This is a genomic window from Archangium sp. (genome assembly GCF_045802675.1).
Lineage (GTDB): Bacteria > Myxococcota > Myxococcia > Myxococcales > Myxococcaceae > Archangium.
Window position 1 is genome coordinate 1 of record NZ_JBJMQO010000147.1, and the last position, 14212, is coordinate 14212.

Below are 14212 nucleotides of genomic sequence, written 5' to 3' on the forward strand. Positions count from 1 at the left end.
AGGGCGTGTCCACCGGCATCTCCGCCGCGGACCGCGCCCACACCATCCAGGTCGCGGTGGCCCCGCACGCCAAGCCGAGCGACCTGGCTCGCCCCGGCCACGTCTTCCCGCTGCGCGCCCGCGAGGGTGGGGTGCTCGTGCGCACCGGGCAGACCGAGGGCAGCGTGGATCTGGCGCGCCTGGCCGGCCTGGAGCCCGCGGGCGTCATCTGCGAGATCATGAACCCCGACGGCACCATGGCCCGCCGGCCGGACCTGGTGAAGTTCGCCCGCAAGCACAAGCTGGTGCTGCTCTCCGTGGCGGACCTCATCCGCTACCGGCTGGAGCGCGAGCGGCTCGTCAAGCGCATCGGCGAGGCGAAGCTGGAGCGCCGGGGCCAGGGCACCTTCCAGGCCTATACCTACGGCAGTGACGTGGACAGCGCCGTGCACGTGGCGATGGTGAAGGGCGACATCTCCGGGCGCGAGCCCGTGCTCACCCGCGTCCACCGGGCGTGCCTCGTGGGAGATCTGCTGGGCAGCGCCGGGTGCGACTGCGGCAGCCAGCTCGAGCAGGCCTTCCAGCGGATTCAGGAGGCGGGGCGCGGCGTGGTCGTCTTCCTCCAGCGCGACGTGCCCGCGAAGAACCGGCTGCGGTGCACCCACGTCTCCAACGAGGAGGCCGTGCCGGGCCACAACGACCAGACGCGCCTGCGCGAGTTCGGCGTGGGGGCTCAAATCCTCAAGGACCTGGGGCTGTCCCGGCTGCGGCTGCTCACCAACAACCCCAAGAAGATCGTGGGGTTGGAGAGCTACTCGCTGGAGGTGGTGGAGCAGATTCCGCTCGCCCTGTCCGCCGAGCCGGTGCACCGGGTGGCCGCACGCCGCCCTCCCCGCCGCCGCAAGGCGTCCTGAAGCACCCAGCCTGGAAAACTCCCTAGGGACGCCAGCCCCACGGCTGGTGTAGAGAGGGGCCGCACATGCCTCGCTACATCGAAGGTGATTTCCTCCCCCCGAAGGGCCGCTTCGCCATCTGCGTGGCCCGCTTCAACGCGTTCATCACCGAGGAGCTGGTGAAGGGCGCGGTGGATACCCTGGTGCGCCACGGCGTGGCCGATGGGGACATCGACGTCTTCCGCTGCCCCGGCACCTACGAGCTGCCGGCGCTGACGCGGCGCGTGGCGGAGACGCGCTCCTACGTGGGCATCATCACCCTGGGCGCCGTCATCCGCGGAGGCACGCCGCACTTCGACTACGTGGCGGGCGAGTGCGCCAAGGGCATTGGCAACGTGGCCTTCACCGCGCAGGCCGCCGTCACCTTCGGCGTGCTCACCTGCGACACGGTGGAGCAGGCCATCGACCGCGCGGGCGTGAAGGCCGGCAACAAGGGCTCGGAGGCCGCCGCCGCCTGCATCGAGATGGTCAACCTCCACGTGAAGCTGGCCACCCTGTCGGACGGAAAGAAGGGTTAGGCACATGGGTGCACGCAGAACCGCTCGCGAGCGCGCACTCCAGGCGCTCTACCAACTGGAGATGACGCCGGGCTCCGCCCATGAGGCCCTGGAGTCCGCGTGGGCCGCCACCGAGGAGGCCCACAAGGAGCCCGAGGCGGTGAAGTTCGCCCGCGAGCTCGTCGACGGCGTCCGCTCCCACCAGGCGGAGATCGACCGGCTCATCGAGCAGCACAGCCACAACTGGCGCTTGGATCGCATGTCGCGCATCGACCGCAACGTGCTGCGCCTGGGCGTCTTCGAGCTGAAGTACCGCCCGGACATCCCCAAGAAGGTGTCGCTCAACGAGGCGGTGGAGCTGGGCAAGAACTTCGGCACCGAGGAGTCCAGTGCCTTCGTCAACGGCCTGCTCGACCGCGTGGCCGCGGCCCTGGGGAAGCAGTGAACGTCTCCGCCTACGACATCGGCCTCGAGGGCCTGGACTCGCTCGAGGGCGTGGACGCCCTCTGCCTCTTCGTGGGCGAGGATGACCGTCCCCTGCCGGGCTCGGCCGGGTATGTGGACTGGCGGCTGTGCGGCTCGCTCTCGCGCATCCTCCAGTCCGGCTTCTTCGTGGGCGCCCGGGAGGACTCGCTCCTGCTGCCCACGGATGGGGGCTTCTCCGTCCCCCGCGTCTTCGTCATCGGCCTGGGGCAGCGCAGTACCCTGGACGCTTCCTCGCTGGGTGAGGCGCTCGCCTACGCCGCCCGGGTGCTCGCCAAGGCCAAGGTGGAGGCGGTGGCCCTGGAAATCCCGGGTTCCGGTGCTCTCGACGAGGGGGCCCGGGCCTCCGCCCTGAAGGAGAAGTTCCTCCCCGTCTTCAAGGGGAAGAAGGTGGCCGTGCTGGCGGACAAGGAGCTGGCCCGCCGCCTGCCCAAGGGCTGATGCTCGCCGGAGCCCGTCCTTCTGCTACGATGGGGGACCGGTCCCAACGAATGAAGTTCAAAGTCCTGATCGTGGAGGATTCCAAGGCCTCGCGGGAGCTGATTGCCGCGACGGTGGAGTCCATCTCCGATCTGGAGGCGATCGTCACCAGCAGCGGCTTCGAGGCCCTCAAGCTCCTGCCCCGGCACCGGTTCGATCTCATCATCACCGACATCAACATGCCGGACATCAACGGGTTGGAGCTCATCAACTTCGTCAAGAAGAACCCGAACTACCGCGACACGCCGCTGTTCATCGTCACCACCGAGGGCCGTGAGAAGGATCGCGACCGCGGGCTGGCGCTGGGCGCGGCCGAGTATCTCGTCAAGCCCTTCTCTCCGCAGAGCCTGGAAGGGCTCGTGCGCCGATACCTCAAGCTCGCGTGAATCAGGCCGGAAAAGCACTGGCGGAGTTCATCGCCGAGGGGACGGAGATCCTCGAGGTCCTGGGCAAGGATTTGCTCGTGCTGGATCAACAGCGCGGGACGGATCCGGACCCGGACCTCATCAACGGCATCTTCCGGGCGGCGCACTCGCTCAAGGGCCTCGCGGCGCTCTTCGGCCAGGAGCGCATCTCGAAGCTGGCCCACCAGTCCGAGGACCTGCTGGACCGGCTGCGGCTGGGCAAGCTGGCGCTGGACGACAAGGCCCTGGATACCCTCATCGAGACGCTGGATGTGCTCCAGGCGCTGCTGGCGGAGGCCTCGCGTGAGGAGTCCTCGGCCGGGCTGAGCGAGCGCGTGGTGGAGCTGGGCTCGCGCCTGGCGAACCAGGGCGTCGAGTCGGCCGCCATCGAGGAGGATCCGCTCGACCGGCTGGACCTGGATCCCCAGGTGCGCGCCGTCTTCACCGAGTACGAGGAGCACCGCCTGCGCGAGAACGTTCGCCGCGGCGTGGCCCTGTACCGCGTGCGCGCCGCGTTCGACCTCTCCGACTTCGACACCGGGCTGGCCGATCTCAACGCGCGCCTCAAGCCGCTGGGCGAGGTCGTCAGCACGCTGCCCTCGTCGGAGCCGGGTGGGATTTCCGGCATCGCGTTCGATCTCATCTTCGGCGCCAAGGTGGCGGAGGCGGAGCTGTCGGCGAAGCTCCAGGGCACGCCCGCGCAGCTCTTCCCGCTGAAGATCCGCGCCCCCGCTTCCGCCAGGAGGGCCGCCGAGTCCATGGCGCAGCAGCCCGTGGCCCAGGCCTTCCGCTCGTCCGCCCCCGCGGAGACCCCGGCCGAGGCTCCCGCGGCGCCCAAGCGCAAGCGCAAGCCGAAGGCCCCCAAGGCCGCCGCCGGGACGCCTCCCGAGAGCGCAGCGGAGACGGTGTTTTCCAGCGTCAGCTCCCCGGGCCTGCGCGCCGTCGAGACGTCCCTCCCGCCCGAGCTCTTGCAGGAAGCGCTGGCGTTCCAGAGCGAGTCCCCGCGCTCCGAGATGGCGGGGCCTCCGGTGCGCACGCTGACGGAGGATCCGGTGGCCTCGCGGGGCTCCCGGTCGGACACCGAGTCGGCGCGCTCGCTCACCCAGACGGTGCGCGTGGACATCAGCCGGCTGGACGCGCTGATGAACACCGTGGGCGAGCTGCTGCTCATCAAGGCCAACCTGCAGCGCATGGCGGAGAGCGCGCGCCAGCAGGAGGGCGTGGTGTCGCACTCCAAGCTGTGGGGGCAGGAGCTCTCGCGCGAGACGCGGCAGCTGGAGCGCAAGCTGGACGCGCTGCAGCAGGGCCTGCTCGAGGCGCGCATGGTGCCGGTGGGCCAGGTGTTCGACCGGCTCGCGCGGCTGGTGCGCCGCATCGCCCGGGAGGCGGGCAAGGAGATCGACTTCGTCATCGGCGGCGGCGACGTGGAGCTGGACAAGCTCATCGTCGAGGAGCTGAGCGATCCGCTCATGCACATCATCCGCAACGCCATCGACCATGGCGCGGAGTCGCCGGAGGCGCGGCAGTCCTCGGGCAAGCCGCGGCGGGCCCGCGTGTCGCTGCGCGCCGAGCAGAAGGGCAACCACGTCGTCATCGAGGTGAGCGACGACGGGGCGGGCATCGACGAGCTGGGCGTGCGCGAGGCGGCCCTGCGCAAGGGGCTCATCACCGACGCGCAGTCGCGGGAGATGAGCCGGCGCGAGCTGCTCAACCTCATCTTCCTGCCGGGCTTCTCCACCGCCCGCAGCGTGTCCGAGCTGTCCGGCCGCGGCGTGGGCCTGGACGTGGTGAAGAACAACATCGGCAACCTGTCCGGCATCATCGACGTGTGGAGCGAGCGCGGGCAGGGCACCGCCTTCCACATCACGCTGCCCGTCACCCTGGCCATCATCCGCGCCCTCGTGGTGGGGGTGAGCGGGCGCACCTACGCGGTGCCGCTCAACAGCGTGCTGGAAATCCTCTCCGTGAAGCCCTCGGAAATCCGCACGGTGGAGCGGCGCGAGGTGCTGGACGTGCGCGGCACCACGCTGCCCCTCATGCGCCTGGCGCGCGTGTTCAACCACCCCGAGCGCCAGAACGACCGGCACTTCGTGGTGGTGGCGGGGCTGGCGCAGGAGCGGCTGGGCATCGCCGTGGACGAGCTTCAGGGCCAGCAGGACATCGTCGTCAAATCCCTGGGTGGCCGCCTGCAGGGCGTGCGAGGAATCTCTGGCGCCGCGGACCTGGCCAACCGGCGCACCGTGCTGGTGCTGGACGTCGGCGCCCTGCTCGAAGAGGGGATGAGCCTCGAACGCCGCCGGGCGTGATGCCTCCGGCCCCGGGGCTGCTATCCTCCACCCGTGCCTTCCCTGTCCGTCCTGCTCGACAGCTTCTTCTACCGTCCCGACGAGGACATCGGCCCCATCTCGGAGCTGGTGGCCGGTACCGACGAGTCGGTCGAGCCCGTCGCCGAGGAAATCCCCGAGGAGTATCTCGCCTTCCAGCTCGAGGGTGAGCACTACGCGGTGCCCATCCACGGCGTGCGGGAGATCGTGAAGGTCCCTCCGCTCACCGAGGTGCCCCGCGCCGCGCCCAACCTGCTCGGCATCATGTACCTGCGGGGCGAGGTCTTGCCCGTCTACGACATCAAGGTGAAGCTGCGGCTGGCGGACAAGGCGCAGGTGGTGGCGGGGCCGGACGCTCCCGAGCCTCCGCGGAGCTCGCGCATCATCGTGGTGCAGACGGCGGATGGCCTGGCGGGCATCTGGGTGGACGCGGTCTCCGAGGTGGTCCGGCTGCGGCCCTCCATGCTCGAATTGGCGCCTCCGGGCGTGGGCGGCGGGGAACGCGACTGCGTGGTGGGGCTCGGGCGGCGCAAACAGCAGCTCTTCATCCTGCTCGACATCTGGCAGGCCCTCGCATGAGACAGCGCTTCAGTGTCCTGACCCAGCTCTCGCAGTCCCAGGCCGACGAGGCCGCCGCGGCGGAGAGGGATCCGCTCGTCCAGCTGTGCGCCTTCTTCGTGGGCACCGAGGAGTACGCGGTGGACATCATGCGGGTGGAGGAGATCCTCCAGCCCCAGCGTCTCACCCCCATCCGCGGCGCGCCGCCCTTCATCGAGGGCGTCATCCGCCTGCGTGGCTCCATCATCCCCGTGGTGGACCTGCGCAAGCGGCTGCTCGGCATCGAGGCCCCGGTGGACACGCCCAAGACGCGGCTGCTGGTGTGCTGGCTGGGCCGCCGGCGCGTGGCCTTCACCGTGGATCGCGTCTCCGAGGTGGTGCGGCTGCGGCGCAGTGAAATCAAACCCGCGCCCTCCATCGGCGCGGTGGGCCCGGCCCCCTTCGTGGTGGGCGTGTACAGCGAGCCGGAGAAGAGCGAGCAGGAGAAGCAGGAGCAGGAGAAGCGCGAGCAGGCGCGGCGCCAGGAGGAGCAGTTCGAGCGCGAGCGGCTCAAGCTGCTGCTGGACATGAAGGCGCTGCTGCTCTCGGAGATGGTGCGCGAGGGCGGCCGGAGGATGAACGGATGAGCGAGGAGGGGCGGAACGCCGAGGAGGTGCGTTACCGGGCCCTGCTCGAGCTGGACGTGTCCGCCGAGGGCGCGCGCGAGGCGCTCGTGGCGGGGCTCCATGACGAGAGCTGGCGGGTGCGCCGCGCGGCGGCCGAGGGCTTTACCCGCTCTCCCGGCCGCGAGTCGGTGGTGGAGCGGCTCATCTCCGTGCTGGGCGAGCGGGACGAGACGGGCGCGCGCAATGCGGCGGCCGAGGCGCTGGCCAGCATGGGCGCGGCGGCCGTGGGCCCCCTGGTGCGGCTGCTCGGGCACGTGGATCCGGATCAACGCAAGTTCGCCGCGGACATCCTCGGCCAGCTGGCCCTGCCGGAGGCCGAGGACGCCCTGGTGAAGGCGATGCTGGAGGACGGGGACCTGAACGTCCGCGTGGCCTCGGCGGAGGCGCTGGGGCGGCTGGGGGGCAAGGCCGCGGCCCGCGCGCTGGAGCGCATCCTGTACGACCCCGAGCCGCTGCTGCAGCTGAGCGCGCTGGAGTCGCTCGCGGCGCTGCGCCACCCGCCGCCGTTGCCGGAGGTGGTGCGGTTGCTGGGCAATCCCACGCTCAAGCGCAGTGCGTACCGGGTGCTGGGCCTCATTCCGCAGGTGGCGGCCACGGAGCTGGTGTGCCGGGGCCTGGGCGCGGAGTCGCGCTCCACCCGCGAGGCGGCGCTCGTGGCACTGGGCACGCAGGCCAGCCTGGCCGAGCCCTCGCTGCGGCCCGACATGGAGGCCGCGGTTCGGCTGGCGCTCAAGCGGCTGCCCGAGGCGGTGAGCTGGGTGGCCAGCGCGCTGGAGTCGGACGACATCGAGCTGCGGGCCGGAGCGCTGGTGGCGGCGTCGGCGCTGCGCGAGCCGCAACTGGCCCCGCTGGTGGCGGAGGTGGCGCAGGAGGAGCGGCTGGTGCCGGAGGTGATGCGCACGCTGGCGCACTTCGGCCCGGAGACGGGGCGCGAGCTGCTGGCGAGCATGGATCGGCTGTCCTTCCCGGCGCGCGAGGTGGCGGGCCACGTGCTGGTGGAGCTGGTGGACGCCACCTTCGTGCCCGAGCTCGTGCAGATGCTCGACTGGGGCGAGGTGGACTTGAAGGGCGTGGCGGTGCAGGCGCTGGGGCGCACGCGCTCGCAGGAGGCGGTGGAGCCGCTGGCGCAGCTGCTCTCCCACCCGGAGCTGGCCGGAGCGGCGGTGCGCGCGCTGGTGACGCTGGCCACCAGCTTCCCCCAGCAGGTGGCGCAGGCGCTGAGGTCGGCGCTGGAGCGTGGGGCGGAGCCGGTGGTGCTCAGCGCGCTGGTGCGCGTGGGCGGCACGGCCATGCTGTCCCTGGTGCGGCGCACGGCGCTCGAGGCCTCGGCGCCACTGCGTGCCACGGCCGTGGAGGTGCTGGCCGCGGTGGACCCCGCGGGAGGCCTGGAACTGGCGCGCGCGGCCCTCTCGGACGAGTCTCCCCGGGTGCGCTCCGCGGCGGTGCGGGTGCTGGGACAGGTGGGGGATGCGTCCATGGCGGGGCCGCTCGAGAAGGCCCTGACGGATGAGTCCCTCGAGGTGCGGCTCGCGGCGTTGGAGGCGGTGGGCGAGTGCGGGGCCGTGGAGCGGGTGGGGGAGCTGGAGTCGCTGGTGCTGGACCCGGACGGAGCCATCGCCTTCCGGGCGGTGCAGGCCCTGGCGCGGCTGGGCATCCTGCGGCACGAGGTGCTCCAGCGCGCGGTGACCCATGAGGACCACGAGGTGGTGAAGGCGGCGCTGCTGGCGGGCGCGGCCTCGGCCGAGGGCGTGTCGCTGGCGGTGGGGTTGCTCGGCCACGGAAGCTGGGACGTGAGGGCCGCGGCGGCGCGGGTGCTGGGGGACTGCGGTGGGCCCGAGTGCCTGCCCGCGACCCAGGCCGCGCTGGCGGCCGAGACGGATTCACTGGCCCGCCGCGCCCTGGTGGACGCGGTGGAGCGCTTGTCGGGACGCTGAGCCGCGGAGGCCTCGGGGGTGATGCCTTTCGATACAGGAAAGCCGGAGATGACCGCGGAGGAGTTCCGCCTGTTGCGGGACTTCGTCTACGGCCATTGCGGCATCCTGGTGCGCGACGACATGAAGTTCGTCATGCAGCGCCGGCTGTGGGCCCGCCTGGAGGTGCTGGGGCTCGCGGACTTCAGCGCCTACTACCGCTACCTGCGCTTCGACGCCCAACGCCGCGCCGAGCTCGAGACGGCCATCGAGGCGCTCACCACGCACGAGACGTACTTCTTCCGCGAGCCGCGCCAGCTCAAGGCCTTCTCCGAGGAGGTGCTCCCCCAGCTGGAGCGCCGCAACGCGCGCACGAAGCGGCTGCGCATCTGGTCCGCGGGGTGCTCGTCCGGGGAGGAGGCCTACACGGTGGCCATGCTCCTCAAGGACAGCGGGCGCTTCGACGGCTGGGACGTGGAGGTGCACGGCACGGACATCTCCCGCCGGGTGCTGGCCTCCGCGCGCCAGGGCGAGTACGGGCCGAGCTCCCTGCGCGCCACGCCGCCGGACAAGATCGCCCGCTACTTCGTGCACGTGGGGCCCAACCGGGTGCGCGTGCGCGACGACATCCGCTCCTGGGTGACGTTCGGACACCACAACCTTCAGGAGCCCGATCCGAGCCTGTTCTCCTCCCGCGTGGACGTCGTCTTCTGCCGTAACGTGATGATCTACTTCGACATGCCCGCGCGGCAGCGGGTGTTGCGCCTCATCTACGACAAGCTGGTGCCTGGCGGTTACCTGCTGCTGGGGCACTCGGAGAACCTCATCAACCTGAGCGCGGACTTCGAGCTGGTGCACCTGCGCAGCGATCTCGTCTACCGCAAGCCGGAGCTCGGCGGGGGGAGCCCGTGAGCGCGCCGCGCGAGCCCGTGAAGGTGCTGGTGGTGGACGACTCGGCCCACAACCGGCGGCTGCTGACGGAGCTGCTGGAGTCCCTGCCGGACGTGAAGGTGGTGGGCACGGCGGCCGACGGCAACGAGGGGCTGCGCCAGGTGATGGCGCTGCACCCGGACGTGGTGACGTTGGACCTGGAGATGCCGAGGCTGGGTGGCTACTCCTTCCTGCGGCTGCTCAAGAGCACGGCGCCCACGCCCGTCATCGTCATCTCCAGCTACGCGCACAAGACGGACGTCTTCAAGGCGCTGGAGCTGGGGGCCTTCGACTTCATCGCCAAGCCGGCCAGGCCCACGCCGGACCTGCTGGAGAAGCTGCGCAAGGAGCTGCAGGAGAAGGTGCTGGCGGCGCGGCTGGTGCGCGCGGAGATGAAGCCGGCGAAGCCCCGGCCGAAGGTGATGGCACTGGAGCCCTCGTTCGTGGTGGGCATTGGCGCGTCCACGGGAGGGCCACCGGCGGTGCAGCGGCTGCTGGAAGCGCTCTCGCCGGAGCCGTCCATGTGCCTGCTGGTGTGCCAGCACATGCCCAAGCAGTTCACCCGGGCCTTCGCGGAGCGGTTGGACAGGCTCGGGCCCTTCTCCGTGCGCGAGGCGCAGGAGGGTGATTTGCTGGCGCCAGGCCACGTCTTCATCGCGCCGGGCGGGCGGCAGCTCGTGGTGTACCGGCAGAACGGGCAGTACGTGCTGGGCACGCCGCCGCCGACGATGCAGGACAAGCACGCGCCTTCGGTAGACCGGCTCTTCATGAGCCTGGCCGAGGTGTTCGGCTCGAAGACGATCGGCGTGGTGCTCACGGGGATGGGCGCGGACGGGGCCATGGGAGCGAAGTCCATCCGCAAGGCGGGCGGCGAGGTGTGGGCGGAGTCGGAGGAGACGGCGGTCATCTACGGGATGCCGCAGGAGGCGGTGGCGACCGGGGCGGTGAGCCGGGTGCTGCCGTTGGGAGAGATTGGCCCGGCGCTGGTGGAGCTGGCGCGCAAGAGGCGGTGACATGAAGAGGTTTCCCTCGGAGTTCGCGGAGCTGCTCACCCCCAAGGGGCGGCGCATCCTGGAGGGGCGGGACCGCGAGGCGTGCGGCGCCTTGCTGCGGCCGGGACAGCGCTTCATGGCGCTTGGCGGAGTGGTGGACGCGCGCAAGGCGGTGGCGTGCCGGGACGTGCTGGAGAAGGCGCTCCGGGACACGCTCACGGGAATGGAGGACCCCATTCCCCCGGAGAGCATCTGGGGGATGACGGAGAACTACGCCGAACAGCTGCCCAAGACGGTGCGGGTGAAGACGGCGCTGCTGGAGAGCCGGCGCTCGCGCTCGTGGAAGGCGGCCGAGGAGGCGGGGCTGGTGGAGATGCTCCACTCGGAGAGCTTCGCGGCGTTCGCGGCCTCGGTGAGCGGCAGGCCGCTGCGGCGCAAGTGGGGGATTCAGGTGCTGTGCTACGGGCCGGGGGACTACACGGGCCCGCACAACGACCACCACCCCGAGGACCCCGAGGCCTTCGACGGCTACGTGGACATGCACCTCACCTTCGCCACCCCGGCGGTGGCGCACCAGTGGCTGGTGTACTCGAAGGGCGGGCACTTCTCGGAGATGCAGGGCGTGAACACCGTGGGAGGCCTCACGGTGTACCGGCTGCCCTTCTGGCACTACACCACGCCGCTGATGGCGAAGCCGGGCGCCGGGCAGGACGCGCGGCGCTGGGTGCTGCTGGGCACGTTCCTCGACGCGCCCCGGGAGCGCCGCAGGGGTAGCGCCATCGAGCCGCCGCCTCTCGGCATGAGCCCGGCTGTGACGCGGTTGACTCGCCCGGAGTAATCGCCGTCACAGGCACGAACCACTTCCCTCCGTATCGTCTGCACATTCCTCGGGGCAACCCGGGGAACACAACACACGCGACGAATCGGTAGTGGGAGTGTCCATGCATCCGCTGTCTGGTATTGGCCCCTCGAACAGGGGGCGCAGTGCAGGTCTTTGTCTGGCCCTGGCCGCCGTGCTCGGCGCCTCGGCCGCCGCCGCTCGAACTTCGCTCCAGACACCGGTGTTGGAGCTGGAGCGGTTGCAGCTCAACCCCGGTGCCACGGACAGCCTCGTGGTGGGGGCGGGCGGGCTGCTTCCCCGGTGCGGGCTGCGCACCGCGCTGGTCGCCCACTATGAGAGGGATCCGCTCGTCCTGAGCCTGGAGTCCCAGCGGTTGGGACACATCGTCCACGCGCGCGCCACGGCGCACCTGGCGGTTGGCTACGGTGTGAGTGATTGGCTGGAGCTCGGGCTCGAGGTGCCCTACATCGTGCGGCAGCAGGGGGATGCGGCGGACATCACGGAGTTCCAGCCTCCGGTGTCCAGGGCGCTGGGCTCTCCGCGCGTGCAGGGCCGGCTCGGGCTGCTGCGCGAGCGTGACGGCGCCGCGATGGACCTCGCGGTGTCGCTGGGCGCTTCGCTCCCGCTGGGCTCCCCCGAGGCGCTGACGCGGCAGGGCTCGCGGGGCCTCGCGCTGCACGGTCGCGTGGGCCTGGGGCGTTCCCTCGGCTTCCTGCACCTCGGAGCGGAGGTGGGTCTCAGCGCCCGGGAGCCGGTGGAGCTCAGCCCCACGGCCGTGGGAGGCCCGGTCGTGTTTGGCAATCTCCTGGAGGGAGGCGTGGCCCTCTCCACGCGAGGTGAGGGTTTGCGAGGCGAGGTGAGCCTGCGCGGAGCGCTCCCCCTGACGAATGCACCCGCCGCCGCCGAGCTGCTCGCCGGTGTGCGCCTCCCCCTGTTCGGCAAGACGTTCGAGCTCTTCGCCCTGGGTGGGCCGGGCTTCGGGCGCCTGCCGGGGACTCCCACGTTCCGCCTCTTGTCGGGCCTCGCCTGGACGCCCGGGCACGACCGCTAAAGACAACTCTCAAGAAAGCTCATCATCATGCGTCAATTCTCGTGTTCGCGTTTGTCTGTCCTCGCCGCTTCCGCCGCCATGCTGTTCACCGCGGCTTCCGCCCATGCCACGGATAGCTGTTACTTCGGTGGCCCCCTGCTGCCCAACTACACGCTCAATGGCTCGGCGACCATGGATGGTAAGAACATCCTCGTCACGCCCAACCAGGGCCGGCTGAACTCCTCGGTCTTCTTCAACCCGGCCTTCTCGACGAGCGGGGATCTGCACATCAAGATGGCGGTCCAGATCACCACCACCTCCACCAGTGGGGCGGACGGCGTCGCCTTCGTCATGCACAACTCACCCGACGGACCCAAGGCTCTTGGTAATCCGGGCGATTGTATCGGCTATGGCGACTACCCCGGCGCTCCGACGAAGGGAATCTCCCCGTCGGTGGTGGTGGAGCTCGACACCTATGACAACTCCTATTTCGGTGACCCGAGCAACGATCACATCGCCATCACGCGTGGAGGCAATTCCAACCATGAAGCGTCCGGCAACATAGGGCTCCCGGTCCAGAACCTCTCTGGCACGAACCTCTCACTCAAGAACAACAAGCTCGTCTATCTGTGGGTGGATTACACCGCCTCCAAGACGCTGCTGGACGTCTATCTGAGTGACTCGGATTCACGGCCGGCGAGCCCCCTGCTCACCACGAACGCGATCAACCTCGCCACGGAGCTCGGCTCCCAGTTCTACATGGGCTTCACGGGCTCGACTGGAAATGAGTGGTCGGAGCACCGGGTGCTCGAGCTGCGCGCGACCGACTCCTTCACCCGGCCCGAGCAGGCCTGCTGCGATTCCGATTCGGATTGCACCGGCTCGCCCCGCGGCAACGTCTGCGACACCGCGAAGCACACCTGTGGCGAGTGCACGCTCGACAATACCTCACAGTGCGCCGCCTCTCACATGAGCTGCGCGCTCGAGGGGGCGAACAACCGCTGTGTCGAGGCCTGTGATGGTGACCGCAGCGCCGGCACCGCGCACGCCTGTAGCGCGGAAGCGTTCCCCGTCTGTGTGTCCTCGGGTCCTCTCGCGGGTTCCTGCTCGAGCTGCAATGGTGATTCCGGCACGGGGGCTTCGTTCCGCTGCAATGCCAAGACGCCGTATTGCTCCAGCAAGGGCTACTGCGGTTACTGCACCTCCAATGCGGACTGCACGGTGGAGGGGGTCGCGCACGGTGGGCCCATCTGCAATCGCTCCACGGGCGTCTGTGGTTCGACCTGTCAGGTGGACAGTGATTGCGGCGGCGGGGCGTGGTGCAACCCGGCGGGCGCGTGCATTCCCAAGACGCCCAACGGGGAGTGGATTCCTGGCGGCACCTGCACGGAGCCGCAGTCCGTGCGCACGTGTCAGTCGGGTGTCTGCGAGACGGCGGACAACGTCTGCGGCCTGGTGAATGGGACAGCTGTACCCACGGGCTCGGCCGCCGGGCAGGTCTGCCGCGCCGGAGTGTCCGATGCGGATGGCCGGTGCGGCCTGAGGAATGGGACGGTGCTGCCCACGGGCGCGGCCGCGCAGCAGGTGTGCCGCGGCGGTGTGGCGGATGCGGACGGCCGGTGCGGACTGGTGAATGGGACGGCACTGCCCACGGGCACGACCGCCGAGCAGGTGTGCCGTAGCGGCACGGCGGATGCGGACGCGCGTTGTGGCTTGGTGAATGGGACGGCACTGCCCACGGGCACGACCGCCGAGCAGGTGTGCCGCAGCGGTGTGGCCGAGTTGGATGGCCGGTGCGGCCTGATGAATGAGACGGTGCTTCCCACGGGCATGGCCGCGGAGCAGGTGTGCCGCAGCGGTGTGGCCGAGCTGGATGGCCGGTGCGGTCTGGTCAATGGGACGGCGTTGCCCACGGGCACGAGCGCCGAGGTGGTGTGCCGCGGCGGTGTGGCCGAGCTGGACGGCCGGTGCGGTCTGGTGAATGGGACGGCGCTGCCCAACGACGCGGCTGCTGTGGAGGTGTGCCGCGTCGGAGTGGCGGACATGGATGGCCGCTGCGGACTGGTCAATGGGACGGGCGTGCCCGACTGGCTGGTCGCGGAGCAGGCGTGCCGCAGCGGAGTGGCGGATGCGGACGGCCGGTGCGGCCTGGCGGATGGGTCCACC

General features: G+C 70.5%; 14 protein-coding genes. All 14 read left to right on the forward strand.

Annotation, left to right across the window (positions count from 1 at the left end):
• Positions 1 to 893, forward strand: an 893-nt coding sequence (locus ACJ8AN_RS40275; protein ID WP_407760940.1) for a 3,4-dihydroxy-2-butanone-4-phosphate synthase, incomplete at its 5' end; no start/stop codon positions are given.
• A gap of 65 nt (positions 894 to 958) precedes the next feature.
• Entirely contained in the window at positions 959 to 1450 is a 492-nt protein-coding gene (ribE, locus tag ACJ8AN_RS40280) for a 6,7-dimethyl-8-ribityllumazine synthase (protein ID WP_407760941.1), read from the forward strand.
• Between the two features lie 4 nt (positions 1451 to 1454).
• Positions 1455 to 1874 (forward strand): transcription antitermination factor NusB, encoded by a 420-nt coding sequence (gene nusB, locus ACJ8AN_RS40285; RefSeq protein ID WP_407760942.1) that lies wholly within the window; start codon positions 1455 to 1457, stop codon positions 1872 to 1874.
• Complete coding sequence (locus ACJ8AN_RS40290) at positions 1871 to 2353, forward strand: M17 family peptidase N-terminal domain-containing protein (RefSeq protein WP_407760943.1); 483 nt, start codon at positions 1871 to 1873, stop codon at positions 2351 to 2353. The genes nusB and ACJ8AN_RS40290 overlap by 4 nt, the downstream gene beginning before the upstream one ends.
• A gap of 50 nt (positions 2354 to 2403) precedes the next feature.
• Positions 2404 to 2778, forward strand: coding sequence for a response regulator (locus ACJ8AN_RS40295; protein WP_407760944.1), 375 nt, complete (start codon positions 2404 to 2406; stop codon positions 2776 to 2778).
• The gene (locus ACJ8AN_RS40300) at positions 2775 to 5102 is read left to right on the forward strand and encodes a chemotaxis protein CheA (RefSeq protein WP_407760945.1); all 2328 of its coding nucleotides are present in this window, start codon (positions 2775 to 2777) and stop codon (positions 5100 to 5102) included. The genes ACJ8AN_RS40295 and ACJ8AN_RS40300 overlap by 4 nt, the downstream gene beginning before the upstream one ends.
• A gap of 33 nt (positions 5103 to 5135) precedes the next feature.
• Positions 5136 to 5699 carry a chemotaxis protein CheW gene (locus ACJ8AN_RS40305; protein ID WP_407760946.1) on the forward strand — a complete coding sequence of 188 codons (564 nt, stop codon included), beginning with the start codon at positions 5136 to 5138 and terminating at the stop codon, positions 5697 to 5699.
• Positions 5696 to 6304, forward strand: a complete 609-nt coding sequence (locus ACJ8AN_RS40310) for a chemotaxis protein CheW (protein ID WP_407760947.1) — start codon at positions 5696 to 5698, stop codon at positions 6302 to 6304. The genes ACJ8AN_RS40305 and ACJ8AN_RS40310 overlap by 4 nt, the downstream gene beginning before the upstream one ends.
• Positions 6301 to 8277 (forward strand): HEAT repeat domain-containing protein, encoded by a 1977-nt coding sequence (locus ACJ8AN_RS40315; protein ID WP_407760948.1) that lies wholly within the window; start codon positions 6301 to 6303, stop codon positions 8275 to 8277. Before ACJ8AN_RS40310 ends, ACJ8AN_RS40315 begins: the two co-directional genes overlap by 4 nt.
• A gap of 18 nt (positions 8278 to 8295) precedes the next feature.
• Positions 8296 to 9165, forward strand: coding sequence for a CheR family methyltransferase (locus tag ACJ8AN_RS40320; protein WP_407760949.1), 870 nt, complete (start codon positions 8296 to 8298; stop codon positions 9163 to 9165).
• Positions 9162 to 10196 (forward strand): chemotaxis response regulator protein-glutamate methylesterase, encoded by a 1035-nt coding sequence (locus tag ACJ8AN_RS40325; RefSeq protein WP_407760950.1) that lies wholly within the window; start codon positions 9162 to 9164, stop codon positions 10194 to 10196. The genes ACJ8AN_RS40320 and ACJ8AN_RS40325 overlap by 4 nt, the downstream gene beginning before the upstream one ends.
• A 1-nt stretch (position 10197) precedes the next feature.
• Positions 10198 to 11013, forward strand: a complete 816-nt coding sequence (locus ACJ8AN_RS40330; RefSeq protein WP_407760951.1) for a hypothetical protein — start codon at positions 10198 to 10200, stop codon at positions 11011 to 11013.
• Positions 11014 to 11116: 103 nt separating this feature from the next.
• Positions 11117 to 12067: a hypothetical protein gene (locus ACJ8AN_RS40335; protein ID WP_407760952.1), complete on the forward strand. Its 951-nt coding sequence runs from the start codon at positions 11117 to 11119 to the stop codon at positions 12065 to 12067.
• A 27-nt stretch (positions 12068 to 12094) separates the two neighbouring features.
• The coding region (locus ACJ8AN_RS40340) for an L-type lectin-domain containing protein (protein ID WP_407760953.1) at positions 12095 to 14212 on the forward strand (2118 nt) is incomplete at its 3' end.

Coding starts and splice junctions, on each gene's coding strand:
- ribE (WP_407760941.1), top strand. CDS start 959: ATGCCTCGCTACATCGAAGGTGATTTCCTCCCCCCGAAGGGCCGCTTC.
- nusB (WP_407760942.1), top strand. CDS start 1,455: ATGGGTGCACGCAGAACCGCTCGCGAGCGCGCACTCCAGGCGCTCTAC.
- ACJ8AN_RS40295 (WP_407760944.1), top strand. CDS start 2,404: ATGAAGTTCAAAGTCCTGATCGTGGAGGATTCCAAGGCCTCGCGGGAG.
- ACJ8AN_RS40310 (WP_407760947.1), top strand. CDS start 5,696: ATGAGACAGCGCTTCAGTGTCCTGACCCAGCTCTCGCAGTCCCAGGCC.
- ACJ8AN_RS40315 (WP_407760948.1), top strand. CDS start 6,301: ATGAGCGAGGAGGGGCGGAACGCCGAGGAGGTGCGTTACCGGGCCCTG.
- ACJ8AN_RS40330 (WP_407760951.1), top strand. CDS start 10,198: ATGAAGAGGTTTCCCTCGGAGTTCGCGGAGCTGCTCACCCCCAAGGGG.
- ACJ8AN_RS40335 (WP_407760952.1), top strand. CDS start 11,117: ATGCATCCGCTGTCTGGTATTGGCCCCTCGAACAGGGGGCGCAGTGCA.